Source organism: Zobellia russellii, from assembly GCF_018728565.1.
Classification (GTDB): domain Bacteria; phylum Bacteroidota; class Bacteroidia; order Flavobacteriales; family Flavobacteriaceae; genus Zobellia; species Zobellia russellii.
Window position 1 is genome coordinate 171,467 of record NZ_JACSOI010000006.1, and the last position, 19,733, is coordinate 191,199.

The following is a 19,733-nucleotide window of genomic DNA, read 5'->3' on the forward strand; positions in this document are numbered from 1 at the left end:
CCTTGGGTTTAAGGTGCCAATCTTTCCATTTTCCAATCCAAACCATCAATTAAGCTGTACCTAATACGATCATGCAAGCGGTTAGGTCTTCCTTGCCAAAATTCCAATGATTGCGGTTTTACAATATACCCGCCCCAATAGTCCGGTCTTGTTATTTCCTTGTCCTGGTATTCTTGCTCTAATTGCTTTAACTTATTTTCCAAATTTTCCCTAGATGCAATAACAGAGCTTTGCTCAGAAACAATGGCTCCGAGCTTGCTCCCATCCGGGCGGGACTCAAAATAACCGTCAGACATATTTTCGGCAATCTTTTCGGCCTTGCCTTTTATAATAATCTGTCTTTCCATATTAGGCCAAAAAAAGGAAATACACACATTTGGATTAGCGGCTATGGCCTTGCCCTTTTCACTATGGTAATTGGTATAGAATATAAATCCCTCATGGGTAAACTTTTTCAAAAGCACCACCCTACTTTTAGGGTAACCGTCCAAACCAATAGTTGAAACGGTCATAGCATTTGGCTCATCCACTCCGTCCGATGCTTCTGTTTCATAGAACCATTTTTGAAACAACTCCATAGGATTATCCGAAATGGAATCTTCCAAAAGGGCACTCTTTTCATATGATTTGCGATAATCGCCTAAATCTTTCTGCATAATTTTTTTTGCTAAAATCCTTTTAACCAAAGTTCAGCAAAAGATTGGTAACGAAAAAGTAGGAAGGAAACTAAAACTCAAAAAACTTGCCGTCATCGGCAAGTTCTACATTGGAGAAAACTTCCAATGCTTCGCCTTTAAAAAGCTCTATGGATTTATATCGGGTAGAATAGTGACCTAAAACCAGCAAACCCACGTTTGCCGCTTTGGCAATTGCCGCTGCTTCCTTGGCCGTAGAATGCTTAGTTTTTACCGCTAAATGGGCCTCTGTCTCCAAAAAAGTGGACTCATGGTACAATGCCGTAGCGTTTTTGATTTGACCAACAATATCTGGCTTATAACCGGTATCACTACAATAGGCATAACTTTTGGGGATTGGCGGATCAAAACTTAACTTGGCATTAGGAACCACAGTTCCGTTATCTAACGTAACATCCTTGCCGTTTTTTATATTTTGAAAATAGGCCCTATCCACCTTATACTTTGCAACCGCTTCTACATTAAGTTTACGCTCCCCCGGTTTCTCTTTGAATAGGAAACCGTTTGTATATACCCGATGATTTAACCGAATAGTTTCTACAGAAATTTTATCGTCTTCAAAAACAATTTCCGATTCCCTATTTGAAAGCTCATGAAAATACAGTTGATAATTGGTCCATGAATCACCCAGCTTTAAGAGTAAGGTAACAGCTTCTTTAATTCCCTTGGGCCCATAAATATGTAATTCTTTTTCCCTACCTAGCAACCGAAAAGTGGAAACCAAACCCGGGAGACCAAAAAAATGATCACCATGTAAATGGGAAATAAAAATATGGTTAATGCGCGAAAACTTTATTTTATGCTTTCGTAACTGTACTTGGGTACCTTCGCCGCAGTCTATCAAAAACATATGGTTCTTGACTTCCAAAACCTGAGAAGTAGGATTGGTTAACGTACGAGGTGTTGCAGCGTAGCAACCAAGAATATGCAGTTTCATTTTTCTAGTTCTTAGGCGAATAGCTTAAGGCTTCCTCAACCGTAAATTGCCCTTTAAAACTGAACGCATAAGGAGATTCACCATGCTCATTAAGGTACCTAAGACGTTCTTTAGCCTCATCCGGAGTGGGTTCATGACCTTCCTTTGTGTACCACAGACACATGTGCATATCTGACATTTGGTGAAACCATTCCTTTTTTCTTCTCATGACACCCGCATGTTGCGAGGCATAGGTAAAATTGAACAAAGCTTCTTTGGATTCCCAAACAGACATATTGATAATAAGAAAATCATCTTCAAAAACGCGCAGGGCGGTAGCATTGTCGTCTTCACCTTTAAGTCTCCAGACAAAACCCGTACTCTTGTCCGCAATGGCATTTATACGATCAAGGTCATTTACAAAATCGGCCATTACAGGGCTATCTATTGGAGCCCGCATCTTAGCTATGTTTACTTGAGACAGGTGATAGTTACTCATAGGTCTAAATCTCGTTCAATTTCTTCCATTTCTATGATATCATGGGCTTCTTGAATGGTTGGCACTACCATTATGGTATCCGGCACCTCATCATAAGAAACCTTATCTGTCACCAAAACAAAAGATTTCTTGGCTTTTTTATGCAAATCCGAAATTTGCAAAAACTCAAGAACATCATCTGCCTTTAACTTTGAAAAGGAAAAAAGGTTTACGACAATATTGTCATTTTTTATCTTTGGATAAGCGTCATTTAGGTTTTTTAAGAAAATAGAAAGCGTGGTATTTTCTTGAAAAACGATAGTTGTAGAACCGTCCGAATCGAAAATCATACTTTTATTATTTTATTTTTGAAGCTAATAAATAAATCACTGCCATACGAATGGCAACTCCATTTTCTACTTGATTTAATATAATGGACTGTTTTGAGTCCGCCACATCACTGGTAATTTCCACACCTCTGTTTATTGGACCTGGGTGCATAATTACAATCTCTTTATCTAAACTGTCCAGCAATTTTTTGTTGACACCAAATTGCTGCGTATACTCCCTAGTGGTAGGGAAGTAACTAATATCCAGTCTTTCGTTCTGGATTCGCAACATATTTGCCACATCGCACCAGTTTAAAGCCTTTCTTAAATCCGTTTCTACTTCTACCCCTAATGATTCCACATATTTTGGCAGTAAGGTCTTAGGTCCACATACTTTTACGTTCGCACCTTGAAGCTTTAAAGCAAATATATTGGACAGCGCTACGCGAGAATGCAAAATATCTCCAACAATCACAACATTCTTACCGGCAACATCACCCAATTTTTCACGAATGGAATAAGAATCTAAAAGTGCTTGGGTAGGATGTTCATGAGCACCATCTCCAGCATTGACTATAGATGCTTTAACATGTTTGGACAAAAATATTCCGGCCCCAGGATTGGGATGGCGCATAACCACCATATCTACTTTCATAGACAAGATGTTATTGACCGTATCTATTAGGGTCTCCCCTTTTTTAACCGATGATTGGCCCGCCGAAAAGTTAATGACATCCGCAGACAATCTTTTTTCTGCAAGCTCAAAAGATAGCTTAGTTCGGGTACTGTTTTCAAAAAAGATATTCGCAATAGTAATATCCCGTAAGGAAGGCACCTTCTTTATAGAACGATTTATTACTTCCTTAAAATGATCGGCGGTTTCGAAAATGAGCTGAATGTCATTCTCATTTAAATATTTGATTCCCAGTAAGTGTTTTACACTCAGTTCCGCCATTGTTATTTATTTATCAAATATATCACGTCTTCACCATCGTTCTCTTTCCAAAGAACCTTAACTTTTTCATCGTTTATAGCATCTACCTGCCTGCCCCTGTAGTTTGGCTGTATAGGCAAATGTCTACTAAAACGCCTGTCTATAAGGGTTAGCAATTCTATTTCCGAAGGTCTCCCAAAAGATTGGATAGCCGTTAATGCAGATCGAATACTACGCCCGGTATACAGTACATCATCTATAAGTACCACTTTTTTATCCTCCACCAAAAAATCTATTTTGGTCTTGGTGGCTTCCAAGGTTTTATCACCCCTTCTAAAGTCGTCCCTATAAAAAGTAATATCCAAAAAGCCTAGCTTAATTTCCTTTACGCCGTATTCTTCCTGCAAAATTTTGGTTAACCTATCTGCTACAAAAATACCCCTAGGCTGAATGCCTATAAGTACGGTATCTTTAAAATCTAGATGGTTTTCGAGAAGTTGACATGCCAAACGATGGAGTATGATGTTTATTTCCTTTTCAGAAAGAAGTACTTTTTGCCCCATACTGCTCTATTGCTTTAGCTTAACAAAAATAGGGAATTCTAGTTAGAAAAAAAGTGATTTTTAAATGTATACCGTTTTCTTCCAAAGTAATAAAATCTAGAAGCTTCTTAAGTCCTTTAAAAATAGTTTCATAGACCAAAAAAAAATCCCCATAACCAAAAGGCTATGGGGATTTCTATATAGATTAGTGTAAGATTTAGCTCTTACCTTCCATCTTATCTTTCAACGCTTGCAACGCTTCGTTAGCATCACCTAAAGTAGGCTTAGCTTCCTCTGCAGATGCAGCAGCTTTCTTCTGTGCCGCCTTAACGTTACGCTGCTCTTCTTCTCTGAAAATAGCAGTGTGACTTGCAACAACACGTTTGAAATCTTTGTTGAACTCAATGATCTTAAATTCGGCTTCGTCTCCTTTACCTAATTTCTTACCATCTTCCTTCTCTAAATGACGTTGCGGAATGAAAGCAGTGATATCTTCATTAAAGTCTATTGTAGCACCTTTATCAACGATATCGGCAATAGTTGCTTTATGAACAGTATCAACAGCAAATTCAGCTTCGTACTTATCCCAAGGGTTCTCAGTAGTCTGTTTGTGACCTAAGCTAAGCTTACGACCTTCAACATCCAACTCTAACACTTCAACCTCCATTTTGTCTCCAACAGAAACAAACTCAGATGGGTGCTTGATTTTCTTAGTCCAAGATAGATCAGAGATATAGATCAAACCGTCAATACCTTCTTCCATCTCTACAAAAACACCAAAGTTGGTAAAGTTTCTAACGATACCAGAATGTCTTGAACCAACAGGGTATTTAGTAGTAATATCAGTCCATGGGTCTGGAGTCAATTGCTTGATACCAAGAGACATTTTACGATCTTCACGATCCAATGTCAATACCACAGCTTCTACCTCATCACCAACTTTTACGAAATCCTGAGCTGAACGCAAGTGCGTAGACCAAGACATTTCAGAAACGTGGATCAAACCTTCGACACCTTCAACAACCTCAATAAATGCACCGTAATCTGCGATTACAACTACTTTACCTTTTACTTTGTCTCCAATTTTGATTTCATCGCTCAAAGCATCCCAAGGATGTTTCTCCAATTGCTTCATACCCAACTGGATTCTAGATTTGTTCTCATCAAAATCAAGGATAACCACATTGATTTTCTGATCCAATTCCACAACCTCGTTCGGGTGGTTGATACGGCTCCAAGAAAGATCGGTAATATGTACCAAACCATCAACACCACCAAGATCAACGAACACACCGTAAGAAGTAATGTTTTTCACAACACCTTCTAACACCTGTCCTTTTTCTAACTGGCTGATGATTTCTTTCTTCTGCTCTTCGATATCTGCTTCGATCAACGCTTTATGAGATACTACAACGTTCTTGAATTCATGGTTAATCTTAACCACTTTGAATTCCATTGTCTTACCAACGTACTGATCGTAATCTCGAATAGGCTTCACATCAATTTGAGAACCTGGTAAGAACGCCTCGATGCCAAATACATCTACGATCATACCACCTTTAGTTCTACATTTAACGAAACCACTAACAATTTCTTCTTTATCGTGGGCCGCATTTACACGATCCCAAGCCATAATGGTTCTTGCCTTTCTGTGAGAAAGTACCAATTGGCCACTTTTATCTTCACGGATATCTATAAGAACTTCAACCTTGTCACCTACTTTTAAGTTAGGGTTGTAACGGAATTCGTTCAAAGAAATAACACCTTCAGATTTGGCATTGATGTCTATGATCGCCTCACGGTCGGTCAAATAAACTACCTTACCTTCAACTACCTCTTCATCGGCAGTATCTACGAAGTTTTCAGCTACCAACTTTTCAAATTCCTCTAATTTAGAGTCATCTACTCTTTCGATACCTTCTTCGTACTTCTCCCAATCAAAGTTTTCCAAAAATTCTTTTGGATCTTGCTTAGGAGCTTGTTCTTTTACTTCTTGTTTTGCCTCGGTAGAAGTTTCCTCTACCTGAGCTGTTGCTTTTTCTTCAGCCATTTGCTGATCTTAAATTTGTATTCTACGATGGCACAAGAGTTAAACAATGATCGCAGAAGTTGTTATATGTCAATTTTTTATCTTTCCTTTTCGCTCTTGATGAATTTGTAAAAAAGGAGTGCAAAAATACATCTTTTTTATTAGTTTACCAATCTTATTACCACAGCATTGTCATTGCAACCTTTTTTTACTCCATTTTATACGTAAAACAGTGGTTTTATCGTTATCTTGGGGTCAAGAATATTAACCATTAAAAAGTATTACGTATGAGCGTTAAAGCAAAATATCAAGAAGTTTTAAATCTTGGTGAAGAATTAGGTATAAAAAATGGAGATGTTTCCGAAGAAAACGGTGTGCTAAAAATTAAAGGCGAAGCCAACACCCAATATGAAAAGAATTTGCTTTGGGACAAGATAAAGCAATTGGGCGGCGAAAACCCTTCTGATCTTAAGGCCAATATTACGGTAGGTGATTCTTCTGTGTATCACAGACATACGGTAAAGAGCGGTGAGTCTTTGAGCAAAATTGCAAAACAATATTACGGGGACCCAATGAAATACAAGCAGATTTTTGCTGCCAACACAGGTGTATTGACTAACCCGGATGTTATTCACCCTGATCAAGTTCTTGTTATCCCTAATATCTAAGAAGAACCGAAAACAAATAAAAAACGTGCCAGATTAATTTCTGGCACGTTTTTTATACTTTCTCAATACAGCGATCCGCTATACTGAGTAGCCGTTCAAATTGTTCCTTCAGCCCCATATCACTATTATCGAACTCTATGGCATTATCCGCTTTACGCAATGGAGAAAATTCACGGTGGGAATCTATAAAATCTCGCTTCTGTACATTTTCCAGCACATCTTCATAAGAGACTTCCTCTCCCCTATCCAACAACTCTTTATATCTGCGCGTAGCCCTTGCTTGTGGAGATGCAGTCATAAAAATCTTAAGCTCGGCATCGGGAAAAACCACGGTACCAATATCCCTGCCGTCCATAACAATTCCCTTTTCCATGCCCATAGCCTTCTGCATTTCTACCAACATGTAACGTACTTGCTCAAGTTCAGCAATTCTACTCACATGTTTAGAAACCTGCATAGTGCGTATTTCTTTCTCCACGTTCTCATTGTTGAGATACATTTCGGCAAAACCAAGATCAGGATTGGGAACGAACTTTAACCTGATTTTTGGTAACAATTTCACCAAATCTTCAAGTCGTTCTTCCTTTCCACCAATAAATCCGTTACGCATAGCAAACAACGTTATGGCACGATACATTGCGCCCGTATCTACATATACATAACCTAATTCTTTAGCCAATTGCTTGGCCAAAGTACTTTTTCCGGTAGAAGAAAATCCGTCTATGGCAATTGTAATCTTAGACATTAGAGTTTTTTAGCGTTCTTAACTTTTTGGGCCGTAATAGCAATATCTACCACTTCGTGCATATCCGTAACGTAGTGGAATTTTAAGCCCTTAAGATACTCTTTTTTTATCTCTAAAATATCTCTTTCATTGTCTTTACAAAGAATTAACTCTTTGATTCTTGCTCTTTTAGCCGCTAAGATTTTCTCCTTTATACCACCAACAGGCAACACTTTTCCCCTTAGCGTTATTTCTCCTGTCATGGCCAAACTTTTCTTCACTTTCTTTTGTGTAAACAAAGAAACCAATGAGGTTAACATGGTTATACCAGCACTAGGACCATCTTTAGGGGTAGCACCTTCCGGAACGTGAATGTGAACATTATACTTATCAAACACTTCTGAATTTATCCCAAATCTATCCGCATTGGATTTAATGTACTCCATAGCAATAGTGGCGGACTCTTTCATTACCTTTCCTAGATTTCCGGTAATATTTAAAGCTCCTTTACCCTTGGACAAGATTGATTCTATAAAAAGAATATCTCCACCAACACTTGTCCATGCAAGACCGGTTACAACCCCTGCTACATCATTATTTTCATACTTATCGCGCTCCAGACGTGCAGGACCCAAAACCTTTTCTATAATTTCATTGGTTACCTTTACATCGTACTCTTCTTCAATTGCAATATTTTTGGCCGCATAACGTACCATTTTAGCAATCTGTTTTTCCAAAGAACGAACTCCGGACTCACGCGTGTATCCTTCTACTATTTTTTCTAATTGTGGTTTTCCAACGGAAAGGTCTTTTGGTTTAAGACCATGCTCCTTTAGTTGCTTTGGAAGCAAATGCCGTTTTGCAATTTCAACCTTCTCCTCAATGGTATACCCCGTTACGTTTATGATTTCCATACGGTCACGTAGCGCCGGCTGAATAGTTGACAAGTTATTTGCCGTTGCTATGAACATCACTTTAGAAAGGTCATAACCCATCTCTAAGAAATTATCGTAGAACTCACCATTTTGCTCTGGATCCAGAACCTCCAACATTGCGGACGATGGATCACCTTGATGACTACTGGATAGCTTATCTATTTCATCTAAAATAAAAACGGGATTGGACGTTCCTGCCTTTTTTAAACTTTGAACAATCCTACCTGGCATTGCACCAATGTAGGTTTTACGGTGCCCACGTATTTCGGCCTCATCTCTTAAACCTCCCAAAGATATTCTTACATATTCCCTTCCTAGGGCTTCCGCCACGGATTTACCCAACGAGGTTTTACCCACGCCCGGAGGTCCGTATAGACATAAAATAGGAGACTTCATATCGTTTCTAAGCTTCAGAACCGCCAAATATTCAATGATTCTTCGCTTTACATCCTCTAGTCCATAATGATCCCTATCCAATATTTTCTGAGCCCTTTTCAAATCGAACTTATCCTTTGAAAACTCGTTCCATGGTAAATCTAGAAATAGGTCCAAATAGTTTCTTTGGATGGAATACTCGGCCACTTGTGGATTCATACGCTGCATCTTTGACAATTCCTTATCAAAATGCTCTTTTACCTTTGCGTCCCACTTTTTCTTTTTGGCCTTCTTGCGCATTTCAACAATTTCATCGTCATGCGAAACTCCGCCCAACTCCTCTTGAATGGTCTTCATTTGTTGGTGCAAGAAATACTCACGCTGCTGTTGGTCCATGTCATTGCGTACTTTGGACTGTATATCATTCTTCAACTCCAATTTCTGAAGCTCAAGGTTCATATGTTTTAATGTGGCAAGTGCACGCTCCTGAAGATTGTTAATTTCTAACAATTCCTGCTTCTCCTTTACGCCAAGGTTAAGATTGGACGAAACAAAGTTGATTAAAAATGAATTGCTCTGAATGTTCTTAATTGCAAAAGAGGCTTCACTTGGTATGTTCGGGTTGTCTCTAATAATCTTTAGAGCCAAGTCCTTAATAGACTCTATAATGGCCAAAAATTCCGGCTCGGTCTGGTTAGGTCTTTGCTCGTTGGTATCCCTTACAGTAGCAGTCATATAAGGCTCTTCGGTAAGTATTTCAGCTACTTCAAAACGCTTTTTACCTTGTAGGATTACCGTAGTATTTCCATCGGGCATCTTTAACACCCTTAAAATACGGGCTACCGTTCCCAGAACGTTTATATCTTTTACCGTGGGGTTTTCGGTATCCTTGTCTTTTTGAGATACCACACCTATTACCTTGGACCCGTTGTTGGCATCCTTGATCAAATTAATGGACGAATCCCTGCCGGCAGTAATAGGAATTACCACTCCGGGAAACAAAACGGTATTGCGTAAAGGCAATATTGGTAGTGTTTCTGGCAAGGCTTCATTACTCATCTCTTCCTCGTCTTCTGCGGTCAAAAGGGGTATCAGCTCAGCATCTTCATCAATGGACTGTAGCGACATATTGTCAAAATTCGTGAATTTAGGATCTCCCATAGTATCAATTGCGGTCATTCTGTCATTTTAATGACAGAAACCCTTAGTTATCTGTTATCTTCATATTCCTCTAAGACACCGTAAACATTGCTAGAATGTAGAATAGTGCCTTTTCTATCGGTGCAATATTGACAATTCTTATGCCATACCCAAAGAAATGCCGTTCATTTATTTTTCCCTCCAAACTGTAACAATCCATATCTTAGGTCATCTTTAAGAAAACCTTTCACTTTTTGAGCCAAGAAAGAGAACATATTGACACTTTATTACAAATGTGTCTGGACGGAAAGCAAAGTGCCCAGCTCGAAGTTTACAATCGTTATTACACAGCCATGTACAACACGGCCGTACGTATTGTAAAAAAGAGCGATGAAGCCGAAGATGTCATGCAAGAATCGTTTCTGAACGCGTTTACGAAACTGCATACGTTTAAAGGCGAGGTAACTTTTGGCTCTTGGTTAAAACGCATTGTAATAAACAATAGTATCTATCACTACCGAAAGCAACAGAAAAAAAACGAAGTTGCCATACAAGATGTATTGTACAAGGTTGAAGATAATGATATAGGTGTCGCAGACCCTCATGCGTTAACTGAAACGAAGGCTCAAAAAGTGATGGAAACCATGAAGTGTTTAAAGGACAACTACAGAATTTCTTTGACCTTACATCTTATTGAAGGTTACGATTATGAAGAAATCGGTGAAATTATGAATATGAGTTATGCCAATTGTAGAACCACTATTTCCAGGGCCAAGGAGAGCCTAAGAAATAAATTGATGGAAGCTTAAGATGAAAGAAGACAATATAGATAAACTATTCAAAAACCTAGAAGGTTCTTTTGACCTTGAGGCACCCGCCCATGGCCACGAGCAACGGTTTTTAGAAAAACTGGACACCCAACAAGGCACTAAGACCTTAACCGGAAAGAACAAATCTTGGTGGAAACCTTTGTCCATTGCAGCCTCTATTGCAATTCTATGTACAATTGTATTTAACGTGTATAAATCAAAGCCGTCTTTGGAACAGCAGGTTGCCCAGATATCACCGGAAGTATCACGTACTGAATTTTATTTTGCGAGCCTTATTGAACAACAGGTCAACACACTTAAAAGCGAAAGCACGCCCGAAACCAAAAAGATAATTGATGACACCATGATACAACTTAAGAAACTGGAAACCAATTACACCCAATTGGAGCAAGACTTGGTTAATGGAGGCAACAGTAAACTCATTTTAAGTGCAATGATCACAAACTTTCAAACGCGTATTGACCTATTACAGGACGTTCTCAATACAATTGAAACCATAAAAAATTTAAAAAATTACGATAATGCAAAAACTACAATATAAATCCATTGCCCTATTTTTTCTGATGGTTCCTATGTTACTCATGGCAAACACCAGAGAACCAAAAGGCAAACACAGCAAAGAAAAAACCATAAAAAAGGAGTTTTACGTCAATGCCGATGCTCTTTTAAAAGTTAACAACAGCTATGGCAATGTGAACATTATTTCTTGGAACGAAAACCGCATTCTTATTGAAGTTCATATTAAGACCAACAGCAATAACGAAGAAAAAGCTCAGGAAAAATTAGATGGGATTTCAGTAGATTTTGAAGCCTCAAAAAGCATAGTTTCCGCTAGAACCAACATTGATAACAATAATAGTAGATGGGGGTGGAACTGGGGAAAAAGCAATAATGTAAACATGCAAATCAACTATACTATAAAGTTGCCGGTAAAGAACAATGTTGATCTAGACAATGATTATGGCAGTATTAGTATTGACCGAGTAGACGGGCATGCAAAAATAAACTGCGATTATGGCAGGTTGGATATTGGGGAACTGCGTGGCAGGAACAATCAATTGAATTTTGATTACACTACAAAATCTACCATTTCCTTTATTAACAGCGGTAAAATTTCAGCTGATTATTCCGGTTTTCACATTGAAAAAGCAGGTGATTTGATTATTAGTGCAGACTACACCAACGGTTCCGTAGCCCAAATGAAAAACTTGCAATATAACAGCGACTATGGTAAAATTGAAATTGCCGAAGTCAACAACATACAAGGAACAGGAGATTATATTAATGTTCAATTGGGTACGGTTCACGGCAATGTAGATATCGTAGCGGATTACGGCTCCCTAAAAATAGCGAACATGGCCCAAGATGCCGGAAATATGCAACTAAGGACAGACTATACCGGGGTTAAAATAGGCTATGATCCTAATTACCATTTCAACTTTGAGATCAAAACATCTTATTCAGGTGTTAGTGGCAAGGATGATTTTGAAATTAATATAAGCGAAGAAAAAAATACAAGTAGGTTTTACAAAGGCTATTACGGTTCTAACAATAGTGGTAATTCCGTTTCTATTTCTAGCGACTACGGGGGCGTAACATTCTATAAAAATTAAATCATCATCATAATCAATTAAAACAAACAGTCATGAAAAATTGGATCGTATTAAGTTTAGCATTAGCAGCCGTTTCTTGTTCCGCACAATGGGGGAAAGGCATAAAAGGCAATGGAAATGTAGTGAGTATAGAGCGTAGCGTTGGCGATTACGATGCCATTGCGGTTTCCGGTTCTTTTGACGTAGACCTTGTAGAAGGCAATGAAGGAGAACTGGTGATTAGCGGAGAACAGAATTTATTGGATTACATCGTTACCGAAGTACAGGGTGAAAAATTGGTCATAAGAGTCAAAAAAGGCATAAGCATAAGGCCTTCTTTACACAAAGGCAGCATAAAAGTAAAAGTACCTGTAGAACGTATTGATGCGCTAAGTTTATCCGGTTCCGGGGATATTGTTGGACACACTACTTTAAAGACCTCTAGATTCAAAACATCTATGTCCGGTTCGGGTGATATTACTTTAGATGTTACAACGGATGCCCTTGTGGCCTCTATGTCCGGCTCCGGAGATATGAACCTAAGTGGTAATACCCATGATTTTGAAGCTACTATTTCGGGTTCCGGAGACATTAGGGCTTACGATTTAAATGCCGATAATGTAGAAGCCACAATCTCCGGTTCTGCGGATATAAAAGTTACGGTAAACGAAAAATTAAAAGCAAGGGTTTCCGGTTCCGGTGATATTAGCTATCGCGGAAACCCCAAAAAAATAGATACAAAAACATCGGGTTCGGGCGATGTTTCTAAAGGATAATACATCAAAAAGCGATCACTACAGTCATCTAACTAAGCCTCTTTTATAGAGGCTTTTTTATTTACCCGCGTTAAAAGAAACATCCCTATTAAGAAAAATAGTCCTAAAAATATGATTGAATACCTAATGCTTCCCGTAATCTGGGCAATGTAGCCATAGCTCAACATTCCTATCACAATTCCTATTTTTTCCGAAACATCGTAAAAACTAAAATAAGAAGTGGTGTCTACCGCATCTTCCGGTAATAGCTTTGAATATGTTGATCTAGATAAAGATTGTATACCACCCATCACGAGACCCACTGCCCCGGCGGTTATATAAAACTCCATAGGTGTGGTAATCGTATAGGCAAAAATGCAGATGAAAATCCAAATAAGGTTCAAAACAATTAAAACGTTGATGTTGCCAAAACGTGATGAACAACGCGACGTGACAAAAGCCCCTAAAACCGCAACAATCTGAATGAGCAAAATACTAACAATCAGCCCCGTAGTGGAATCCGTGGTACCCCAATCCAATTCTTCTATTCCAAAATAAGTAGCAATCAACATAATGGTCTGTACAGCCATACTGTACACGAAAAACGCACCCAAATATCGCTTTAACGGCACGTTGGTCTTTATTTTGGACCAAATTAGCTTCAATTCCTTAAAACCGTTAAACAGTATATCCTTTGTAAAAGTTTCCTTTTTATTCCCTTTGGGGAGATGATAATAGGTGTATTGACTAAAACCGATCCACCATAAGCCCGTCAACACAAAAGAGAGCCGGGTAGGTATGGATTCGTCTTCAAACCCAAACGAATCAAACTTTAAAATCATTGCTAAACAAATTATCAAAAGAACTACACTACCAATGTATCCCAAAGAATATCCTTTTGCGCTTATAGCATCTTGCTGTTCGGGAAAAGCGATATCCGGCAAATACGAATTGTAGAAAACCAAGCTAGACCAAAATCCTATTAAAGCAGTAAAATAGCACAACAGGCCAAACCAGAGGTAATCCATGCTAAACCAATAGAGCCCTATGCACGAGAGAGCCCCCAGATAGCAAAAGAACTTCATAAATATTTTCTTGTTGCCTACGTAATCCGCAATTCCACTTAAAAACGGACTTAAAAACGAGACCACCAAAAAAGCCGCTGCCGTTACGTAACTAATTAAAGTATCATTATTAAAATCTACTCCCAAGAAGCGTACTGTGTCATCTAGAACATTACCTTCCTTGTCCTTGACCAAGGTTAAGGCTCCGTAAAAAATAGGAAATACCGCTGAAGAGATGACCAAATTATAAACTGAATTGGCCCAATCATAGAATGCCCAAGCATTCAGTAGTTTTTTACTTCCTTTTGGAAGGTTGGTTTTTGGCATAATGGTATAAAAAAACCGTTCTTTTTGAGAACGGTTTTAAATATACAATAATTGTAAGATTTACTGAAAACTAGTAACCCCAAACTTTTTGGCCTCAGCTTTTGCCGCTGGAGCCCATTCCGTAAGATTATTGATCCTAGTATCATTGGAAGGGTGCGTACTCATAAACTCCGGCGGAGCTTGACCTCCACTATTGGCCTTCATACGTTTCCACAATTCGGCCGCTTCCGTAGGGTCATAACCTGCAATAGCCATAATCTGAAGACCTATACGATCCGCTTCTGTCTCATGGCTTCTACTGAACGGCAACATTACCCCTACTTGAGAACCAACACCATAGGCTTGGTTGAACATTTCCCTTTTCTGTGGATCTTGAATAGCCACATTTCCGGCTACCGCCCCTAATTGTTGTAACGTTCCGGCGCTCATACGTTGTGCGCCATGATCGGCCAGTGCGTGCGCTACTTCATGCCCCATTACAACGGCTACACCTCTTTCACCGGCACAAATGGGCAAAATACCTGTATAGAAAACAATTTTCCCTCCTGGCATACACCAAGCGTTCACTGTTTTATCATCTACCAGATTGTACTCCCATTTATAATCTTTAAGATATCCGGAATACCCATTGGCGGTCAACCATCTCTCTGCTGCGGAAGATATACGTTGCCCCACTTTTGTTATCATTTTGGCATCCGCCGAATTTTCAACCACTTTGTTTTCCGTCAAAAATTGGTCATACTGAGCAAATGCAGTTGGAAAAAGCTGACTGTTCGGATAAAAATTCAACACTTTTTTCCCTGTAAACGGATTTGTTTTACAGGAAGCTACCCCTAAGAAAAGGGCGAGAACTAAAATTACTTTTTTCATAACGGTTATGTTTAGACCTGTAAAATACGAAAAAACTTAAATGGCGGTTATGCGCAATTGCGTAAAATCTTTGCTTACATGAACCGTATTATCCCCATTTGGCATAATAGTTTTTAAATCCACATCTTCGTTATCTATCTGTACTTTACCAATTTTAAAGGGAAGACCGTGCAAATTGATTTTAAACGTCTCGTAACTGGTAATAAAAGCCCCGTCTTTAAATTGTTGTATTTTAAGTTCCCCTTCTTTACCCAGAAGTTTAAAATTTCTTAGACTATATTTTCCGTTTTCGTAGGCATAACCATCTTCGGCATCTTCATAAACCGTAGAGTTTTCCTCTCCTTCGGTAAAATATACATCCAATATAAGTTCTTTAATTTCCAACTCTCCTACATATTGCTGTACCGGATATTTTGGAATAATGGCACCTGCCTTTATGAAAAGCGGAATCTTATCAATATCTGCTACAACCCATTTTTCTTTCCCTCCTTCAACAATTTCATCGTTCCAATAATTGTACCAATTCCCTTTAGGAATATACATTCTGCGCCCTTTAGCATTTGGCTCTTGAATTGGACAAACCAAAATCTGTTCTCCAAAAATAAACTCATCCGTTCTAAAATGGGTTTGCGTATCTTCTTGGTCATAACAAACTATGGGCAACAACATTGGAGTCCCTTCTTTTGAATACCTCCAAAACATTGTGTACAGGTACGGCAGCAATTCATAACGTAATTCTATGAACTTTCTAACAATATCCGTAATCTCCGTCCCAAAGGACCAAGGCTCCTGATCGCCATGATCTCCACTGGAATGCACTCTGCAGAAAGGGTGAAAAATCCCTAATTGAATCCATCTGGCAAAAAGCTCCCCGTTTGGCTGTTCCGCAAAACCACCAATATCCGAACCTACAAAAGAATAACCGCTCATACACATCCGTTGCATTTGCACATTGGCTATCCATAGATGTTCCCAAGTAGCTACATTGTCTCCCGTCCAAGTTGAAGCAAAACGTTGCGTACCGGAGTAAGCCGCTCGCGTGATAACCAAGGGTCTCTTAGGGTACACATATCTTTTAACACCTTCATAGGTTGCCCGTACCATTTGCATACCATAAATGTTATGCGCTTTTCTATGGCTACTAGGGTGGCCGTCATAATCATGACGTGTATCCAATGGTGCCGTTTTAGAAGGTACTTCCATTACCGCAGGTTCGTTCATATCGTTCCAAACGGCATGCACCCCTATCTCGGCCATGAATTCCTTATAAAGTTCTGCCCACCATTCCCGCACTTCAGGATTGGTGAAATCGGGAAAATTACATTCCCCAGGCCATACTTTACCCTTCATTCGTGGACCATCTGCCCGCTTGCAGAAATAATCGTTTTCTACAGCTTCTTGATATATCCAATAATCTTTGTCCACTTTAATTCCTGGATCGATCATGACTACGGTCTTAAAACCGTCTTCATATAGTTCATCGATCATACGTTTGGGTTCGGGAAATCTCTTTTTATCCCATGTAAAACACCTAAAACCGTCCATATAATCAATATCCAAATAAATGGCATCACATGGTATTTTAAGGTCCCTGAACTGTTTGGCTATATCCTTTACATTACTTTCCGGAAAATAGCTCCATTTGGACTGATGATAGCCCAAAGCCCATAAAGGCGGTAGTTCTGGCGCTCCCGTAAGGTTGGTATACGCTCTTACCACTTTATGCATTTCCGGTCCGTAAAAGAAATAATAGTTCATTTCACCACCATCTCCCCAAAAACTTGTGGTTGAACGGCGTTCGTGAGCAAAATCAAAATGGGTTCTAAAACTATTATCAAAGAAAATACCGTATGCTTGGCCGCTGTGCAGGCCTATATAAAATGGAATTGCTTTATATAATGGGTCTTGATCTTTACCATATGCGTATTGATCGGTTACCCAATTATTGACCCTTTTTCCCTTAAGGTTACTATGAGTAGCTTTATCACCCATACCGTAGAAGCTCTCCGTATTCTGGGTTATTTTACTCATCTTCACGGTATTACCACCGTGTTCGTAGTTTTCTTCCCAGTGAAAGCCTAATTCATCTTCACTGATGATATTACCGTTTAAATCGGATATTTGGGTACGTAATGTTTTTTTATCTACAAGGACCTGAAGTTTTGAGGTCTCTATAATGTATTCCGTTTTTGTTTCCAGGCAATCTAGGTGACTATACCCTCGGCTGGCGTTAGGATCAACGGCATATGAAAAATCTGGCTGAAACGCATGCTCCGTAGCATAACGGAACCGTATGGTCCTATCCTGAATTACCGTGACTTCTAAGATTACACCGTTTTCGGTAGTAAAATAGAACTTATCCTTATCCCTTACATAATCTACAATATGATTTGGGTAAAGGTTTCCTTTATATTCTAGTTCTGTATTGGTTATCATTAGTTTGATATTTAAAGACTAACAAAAAAAAGACTTTAAACCTTAAAAACGAAATGATTTCACAACATTTACCAACTATTGTCATTATAGTAGAGCAACCTACTGAAAAATAACAATACCCAAAGGTGGAATAGTCAATTCTACGGATTGTTCGCGACCATGCCAAGGTTTTTTCTTTATCCCCGAAATTTTAGGGTCCATTCCCGCTCCCCCGTACTTTTTATCATCACTGTTCAGAATGATTTTTAGCTTACCTGAGGTCTTAGGTATACCCACTCTATATTTTTCCCTAGGAACAGGCGTAAAGTTGCATGCAATAAAGATATCATCTTCCGTATCATGGCCTCTTCTAATATAGGTGAGTACAGAATTTTCATGGTCTCCGTAATCTATCCACTGAAACCCGTCCGGACTAAATTGCTTCTGGTAGAGGGCCGGAAAACTTTTATAAATAGTGTTCAAATCCTTTATAAGTTCTTGTATTCCACTATGAACTTCATACTGTGTAAGGTCCCAATCCAAGCTTTTTTGAAAGTTCCATTCAGAAGTCTGTCCAAATTCACCTCCCATAAAAATAAGGTTGGTTCCCGGATGGGTAAACATATAACCGAACATCAAACGCAAGTTTGCAAAACGCTGCCACTCATCGCCAGGCATGCGGTACACCAATGATTGCTTACCGTATACCACCTCATCATGTGAAAATGGCAACATAAAATTCTCCGTAAAGGCATAGGTTGCACTAAACGTAAGATCATTCTGATGGTGTTTTCTATAGATAGGTTCTTTCTTAAAGTACTCCAGTGTATCGTGCATCCATCCCATCATCCATTTCATTCCAAAGCCCAAACCTCCGTACATAACAGGCTTAGAGACTCCAGAAAATGCCGTAGATTCTTCCGCAATGGTCTGCACATCCGGGAAACTACCATAAACGGCCTCATTAAACTCCCTAATGAAAGACAAAGCCTCAAGGTTTTCATTATTTCCGTACATATTAGCCTCCCACTCGCCTTCTTCCCTAGAATAATCCAAGTAAAGCATAGAAGCTACCGCGTCTACACGCAAGGCATCTGCATGAAACTGATCTAGCCAGAAAATGGCGTTACTGATCAAAAAGGCACGTACCTCGTTTCTTCCATAGTTAAAAATCAAACTCTTCCAATCTGGGTGATATCCTCTTCTACGGTCTGGATGCTCATAAAGGTGAGAACCATCAAAAAAGCCAAGGCCATGTGCGTCTTCAGGAAAATGCGAAGGCACCCAATCCAAAATAACTCCAACCTCTGCTTGGTGTAGCGCATCTACCAATAGTTTAAAACCTTCAGGATCTCCAAATCTTGATGTGGGCGCAAAGTATCCGGTTAGCTGATATCCCCAAGAAGGATCGTAAGGATACTCCATAATAGGCATGAACTCTACATGGGTAAAGCCCATCTCCTTTACATAAGCCACCAAATCTTTGGCCAGTTGCTCATAGGTTAAAAAGTTTCCGTCTTTATCACGTTTCCAAGAACCCAAATGTACTTCGTAGACAGAAAACGGAGCATCCAATGCATTTTTTTCCTTACGGGTTTTCATCCATTTCGTATCTCCCCATGTGTAATCCGCTTTCCAAACAATAGAAGCAGTTTTTGGGGGATGCTCACAATATCTTGCAAAAGGATCGGCCTTTTCAGTTACCGCTCCATGGTTATTTGAGTATATTTTATACTTGTAAATTTCACCTTCGCCAACCTCGGGAACAAAACCTTCCCATATACCACTACCGTCCCATCTTACATTTAACATATGCTGGCTATCATCCCAACTATTAAAGTTACCGATTACGGATACCGCACGTGCAGATGGAGCCCAGACCGCAAAATAAGTGCCTTCAACACCATTCAATTCCATTGGATGGGAACCTAGTTTTTCATATAATCTAAAATGTTTACCTGATTTAAAAAGATCAATATCAAATTCGGAGAAAAGACTAAAAACAGTTACTTGTGGCATAGTGTTCGATTAGTTAGGTAATGCTGACAAATCTAAGCAACTTTACAAAAAAGGTTACATATTTGTTAATTAACTTTATGTCAGCATTTCAATGTT

The 19,733-nt window shown here is 39.1% G+C and carries 18 protein-coding genes; 5 read left to right on the plus strand and 13 right to left on the minus strand.

The genetic code is table 11. From position 1 onward, the window contains the following. Positions 1-8 precede the first annotated feature (8 nt). From pdxH to rpsA, 7 genes are all read right to left on the minus strand, one after another. Complete coding sequence (pdxH, locus tag H9565_RS15130) at positions 9-656, minus strand: pyridoxamine 5'-phosphate oxidase (protein WP_215440878.1); 648 nt, start codon at positions 654-656, stop codon at positions 9-11. Positions 657-726: 70 nt separating this feature from the next. Next, complete coding sequence (locus tag H9565_RS15135) at positions 727-1,632, minus strand: ribonuclease Z (RefSeq protein WP_215440879.1); 906 nt, start codon at positions 1,630-1,632, stop codon at positions 727-729. A 4-nt stretch (positions 1,633-1,636) separates the two neighbouring features. Then, on the minus strand, positions 1,637-2,110 hold the full coding sequence (locus tag H9565_RS15140) for a DUF3291 domain-containing protein (protein WP_215440881.1): 474 nt from the start codon (positions 2,108-2,110) through the stop codon (positions 1,637-1,639). Next, a complete protein-coding gene (locus H9565_RS15145) occupies positions 2,107-2,439 on the minus strand; it encodes a ribonuclease Z (protein WP_215440882.1) in 333 nt (110 codons plus the stop codon). Before H9565_RS15145 ends, H9565_RS15140 begins: the two co-directional genes overlap by 4 nt. A gap of 7 nt (positions 2,440-2,446) precedes the next feature. Beyond that, the gene (locus tag H9565_RS15150; RefSeq protein WP_215440883.1) at positions 2,447-3,373 is read right to left on the minus strand and encodes an aspartate carbamoyltransferase catalytic subunit; all 927 of its coding nucleotides are present in this window, start codon (positions 3,371-3,373) and stop codon (positions 2,447-2,449) included. A 2-nt stretch (positions 3,374-3,375) separates the two neighbouring features. Then, positions 3,376-3,915, minus strand: a complete 540-nt coding sequence (gene pyrR, locus H9565_RS15155) for a bifunctional pyr operon transcriptional regulator/uracil phosphoribosyltransferase PyrR (RefSeq protein WP_215440884.1) — start codon at positions 3,913-3,915, stop codon at positions 3,376-3,378. 196 nt (positions 3,916-4,111) lie between these two features. Further along, positions 4,112-5,944 carry a 30S ribosomal protein S1 gene (gene rpsA, locus H9565_RS15160; RefSeq protein ID WP_215440885.1) on the minus strand — a complete coding sequence of 611 codons (1,833 nt, stop codon included), beginning with the start codon at positions 5,942-5,944 and terminating at the stop codon, positions 4,112-4,114. Positions 5,945-6,210: 266 nt separating this feature from the next. Between rpsA and H9565_RS15165 the strand changes: the two genes are divergently transcribed. Continuing rightward, on the plus strand, positions 6,211-6,591 hold the full coding sequence (locus H9565_RS15165; protein ID WP_215440886.1) for a LysM peptidoglycan-binding domain-containing protein: 381 nt from the start codon (positions 6,211-6,213) through the stop codon (positions 6,589-6,591). Positions 6,592-6,643: 52 nt separating this feature from the next. Here the strand turns inward: H9565_RS15165 and cmk are convergent, their stop codons facing one another. Together cmk and lon are read right to left on the minus strand one after the other, a co-directional pair. After that, positions 6,644-7,336 (minus strand): (d)CMP kinase, encoded by a 693-nt coding sequence (gene cmk, locus H9565_RS15170; protein ID WP_215440887.1) that lies wholly within the window; start codon positions 7,334-7,336, stop codon positions 6,644-6,646. Next, entirely contained in the window at positions 7,336-9,786 is a 2,451-nt protein-coding gene (lon, locus tag H9565_RS15175; protein WP_215441068.1) for an endopeptidase La, read from the minus strand. The genes cmk and lon overlap by 1 nt, the downstream gene beginning before the upstream one ends. A gap of 233 nt (positions 9,787-10,019) precedes the next feature. On the opposite strand from lon, the gene H9565_RS15180 reads away from it, so the two are divergent. The 4 genes from H9565_RS15180 to H9565_RS15195 are packed head-to-tail and all read left to right on the plus strand — an operon-like array spanning position 10,020 to position 12,963. After that, on the plus strand, positions 10,020-10,574 hold the full coding sequence (locus H9565_RS15180) for an RNA polymerase sigma factor (RefSeq protein ID WP_215440888.1): 555 nt from the start codon (positions 10,020-10,022) through the stop codon (positions 10,572-10,574). A 1-nt stretch (position 10,575) separates the two neighbouring features. Further along, the gene (locus tag H9565_RS15185; RefSeq protein WP_215440890.1) at positions 10,576-11,136 is read left to right on the plus strand and encodes a hypothetical protein; all 561 of its coding nucleotides are present in this window, start codon (positions 10,576-10,578) and stop codon (positions 11,134-11,136) included. Continuing rightward, positions 11,117-12,208: a DUF4097 family beta strand repeat-containing protein gene (locus tag H9565_RS15190; protein ID WP_215440891.1), complete on the plus strand. Its 1,092-nt coding sequence runs from the start codon at positions 11,117-11,119 to the stop codon at positions 12,206-12,208. Before H9565_RS15185 ends, H9565_RS15190 begins: the two co-directional genes overlap by 20 nt. 32 nt (positions 12,209-12,240) lie before the next feature. Next, positions 12,241-12,963, plus strand: coding sequence for a head GIN domain-containing protein (locus H9565_RS15195; RefSeq protein WP_215440892.1), 723 nt, complete (start codon positions 12,241-12,243; stop codon positions 12,961-12,963). Between the two features lie 32 nt (positions 12,964-12,995). Here H9565_RS15195 and H9565_RS15200 read toward each other — a convergent pair whose 3' ends face one another. The 4 genes from H9565_RS15200 to glgB form a co-directional block, all read right to left on the minus strand. Beyond that, positions 12,996-14,333 (minus strand): MFS transporter, encoded by a 1,338-nt coding sequence (locus H9565_RS15200; protein ID WP_215440893.1) that lies wholly within the window; start codon positions 14,331-14,333, stop codon positions 12,996-12,998. 60 nt (positions 14,334-14,393) lie between these two features. Further along, positions 14,394-15,203 carry a M48 family metallopeptidase gene (locus tag H9565_RS15205; RefSeq protein ID WP_215440894.1) on the minus strand — a complete coding sequence of 270 codons (810 nt, stop codon included), beginning with the start codon at positions 15,201-15,203 and terminating at the stop codon, positions 14,394-14,396. A 36-nt stretch (positions 15,204-15,239) separates the two neighbouring features. Continuing rightward, entirely contained in the window at positions 15,240-17,639 is a 2,400-nt protein-coding gene (locus H9565_RS15210; RefSeq protein ID WP_215440895.1) for a glycoside hydrolase family 31 protein, read from the minus strand. Between the two features lie 99 nt (positions 17,640-17,738). Beyond that, complete coding sequence (gene glgB / locus H9565_RS15215) at positions 17,739-19,637, minus strand: 1,4-alpha-glucan branching protein GlgB (protein WP_215440896.1); 1,899 nt, start codon at positions 19,635-19,637, stop codon at positions 17,739-17,741. Between the last annotated feature and the right edge of the window lie 96 nt (positions 19,638-19,733).

Excerpts from the sequence above, each read along its gene's own strand:
- H9565_RS15165 (WP_215440886.1), top strand. The coding sequence starts at position 6,211 with ATGAGCGTTAAAGCAAAATATCAAGAAGTTTTAAATCTTGGTGAAGAA.
- H9565_RS15145 (WP_215440882.1), bottom strand. The coding sequence starts at position 2,439 with ATGATTTTCGATTCGGACGGTTCTACAACTATCGTTTTTCAAGAAAAT.
- H9565_RS15195 (WP_215440892.1), top strand. The coding sequence starts at position 12,241 with ATGAAAAATTGGATCGTATTAAGTTTAGCATTAGCAGCCGTTTCTTGT.
- H9565_RS15210 (WP_215440895.1), bottom strand. The coding sequence starts at position 17,639 with ATGATAACCAATACAGAACTAGAATATAAAGGAAACCTTTACCCAAAT.
- pyrR (WP_215440884.1), bottom strand. The coding sequence starts at position 3,915 with ATGGGGCAAAAAGTACTTCTTTCTGAAAAGGAAATAAACATCATACTC.
- cmk (WP_215440887.1), bottom strand. The coding sequence starts at position 7,336 with ATGTCTAAGATTACAATTGCCATAGACGGATTTTCTTCTACCGGAAAA.
- pdxH (WP_215440878.1), bottom strand. The coding sequence starts at position 656 with ATGCAGAAAGATTTAGGCGATTATCGCAAATCATATGAAAAGAGTGCC.
- H9565_RS15150 (WP_215440883.1), bottom strand. The coding sequence starts at position 3,373 with ATGGCGGAACTGAGTGTAAAACACTTACTGGGAATCAAATATTTAAAT.
- H9565_RS15190 (WP_215440891.1), top strand. The coding sequence starts at position 11,117 with ATGCAAAAACTACAATATAAATCCATTGCCCTATTTTTTCTGATGGTT.
- H9565_RS15140 (WP_215440881.1), bottom strand. The coding sequence starts at position 2,110 with ATGAGTAACTATCACCTGTCTCAAGTAAACATAGCTAAGATGCGGGCT.
- H9565_RS15185 (WP_215440890.1), top strand. The coding sequence starts at position 10,576 with ATGAAAGAAGACAATATAGATAAACTATTCAAAAACCTAGAAGGTTCT.
- rpsA (WP_215440885.1), bottom strand. The coding sequence starts at position 5,944 with ATGGCTGAAGAAAAAGCAACAGCTCAGGTAGAGGAAACTTCTACCGAG.
- H9565_RS15200 (WP_215440893.1), bottom strand. The coding sequence starts at position 14,333 with ATGCCAAAAACCAACCTTCCAAAAGGAAGTAAAAAACTACTGAATGCT.
- H9565_RS15135 (WP_215440879.1), bottom strand. The coding sequence starts at position 1,632 with ATGAAACTGCATATTCTTGGTTGCTACGCTGCAACACCTCGTACGTTA.
- glgB (WP_215440896.1), bottom strand. The coding sequence starts at position 19,637 with ATGCCACAAGTAACTGTTTTTAGTCTTTTCTCCGAATTTGATATTGAT.
- H9565_RS15205 (WP_215440894.1), bottom strand. The coding sequence starts at position 15,203 with ATGAAAAAAGTAATTTTAGTTCTCGCCCTTTTCTTAGGGGTAGCTTCC.
- lon (WP_215441068.1), bottom strand. The coding sequence starts at position 9,786 with ATGGGAGATCCTAAATTCACGAATTTTGACAATATGTCGCTACAGTCC.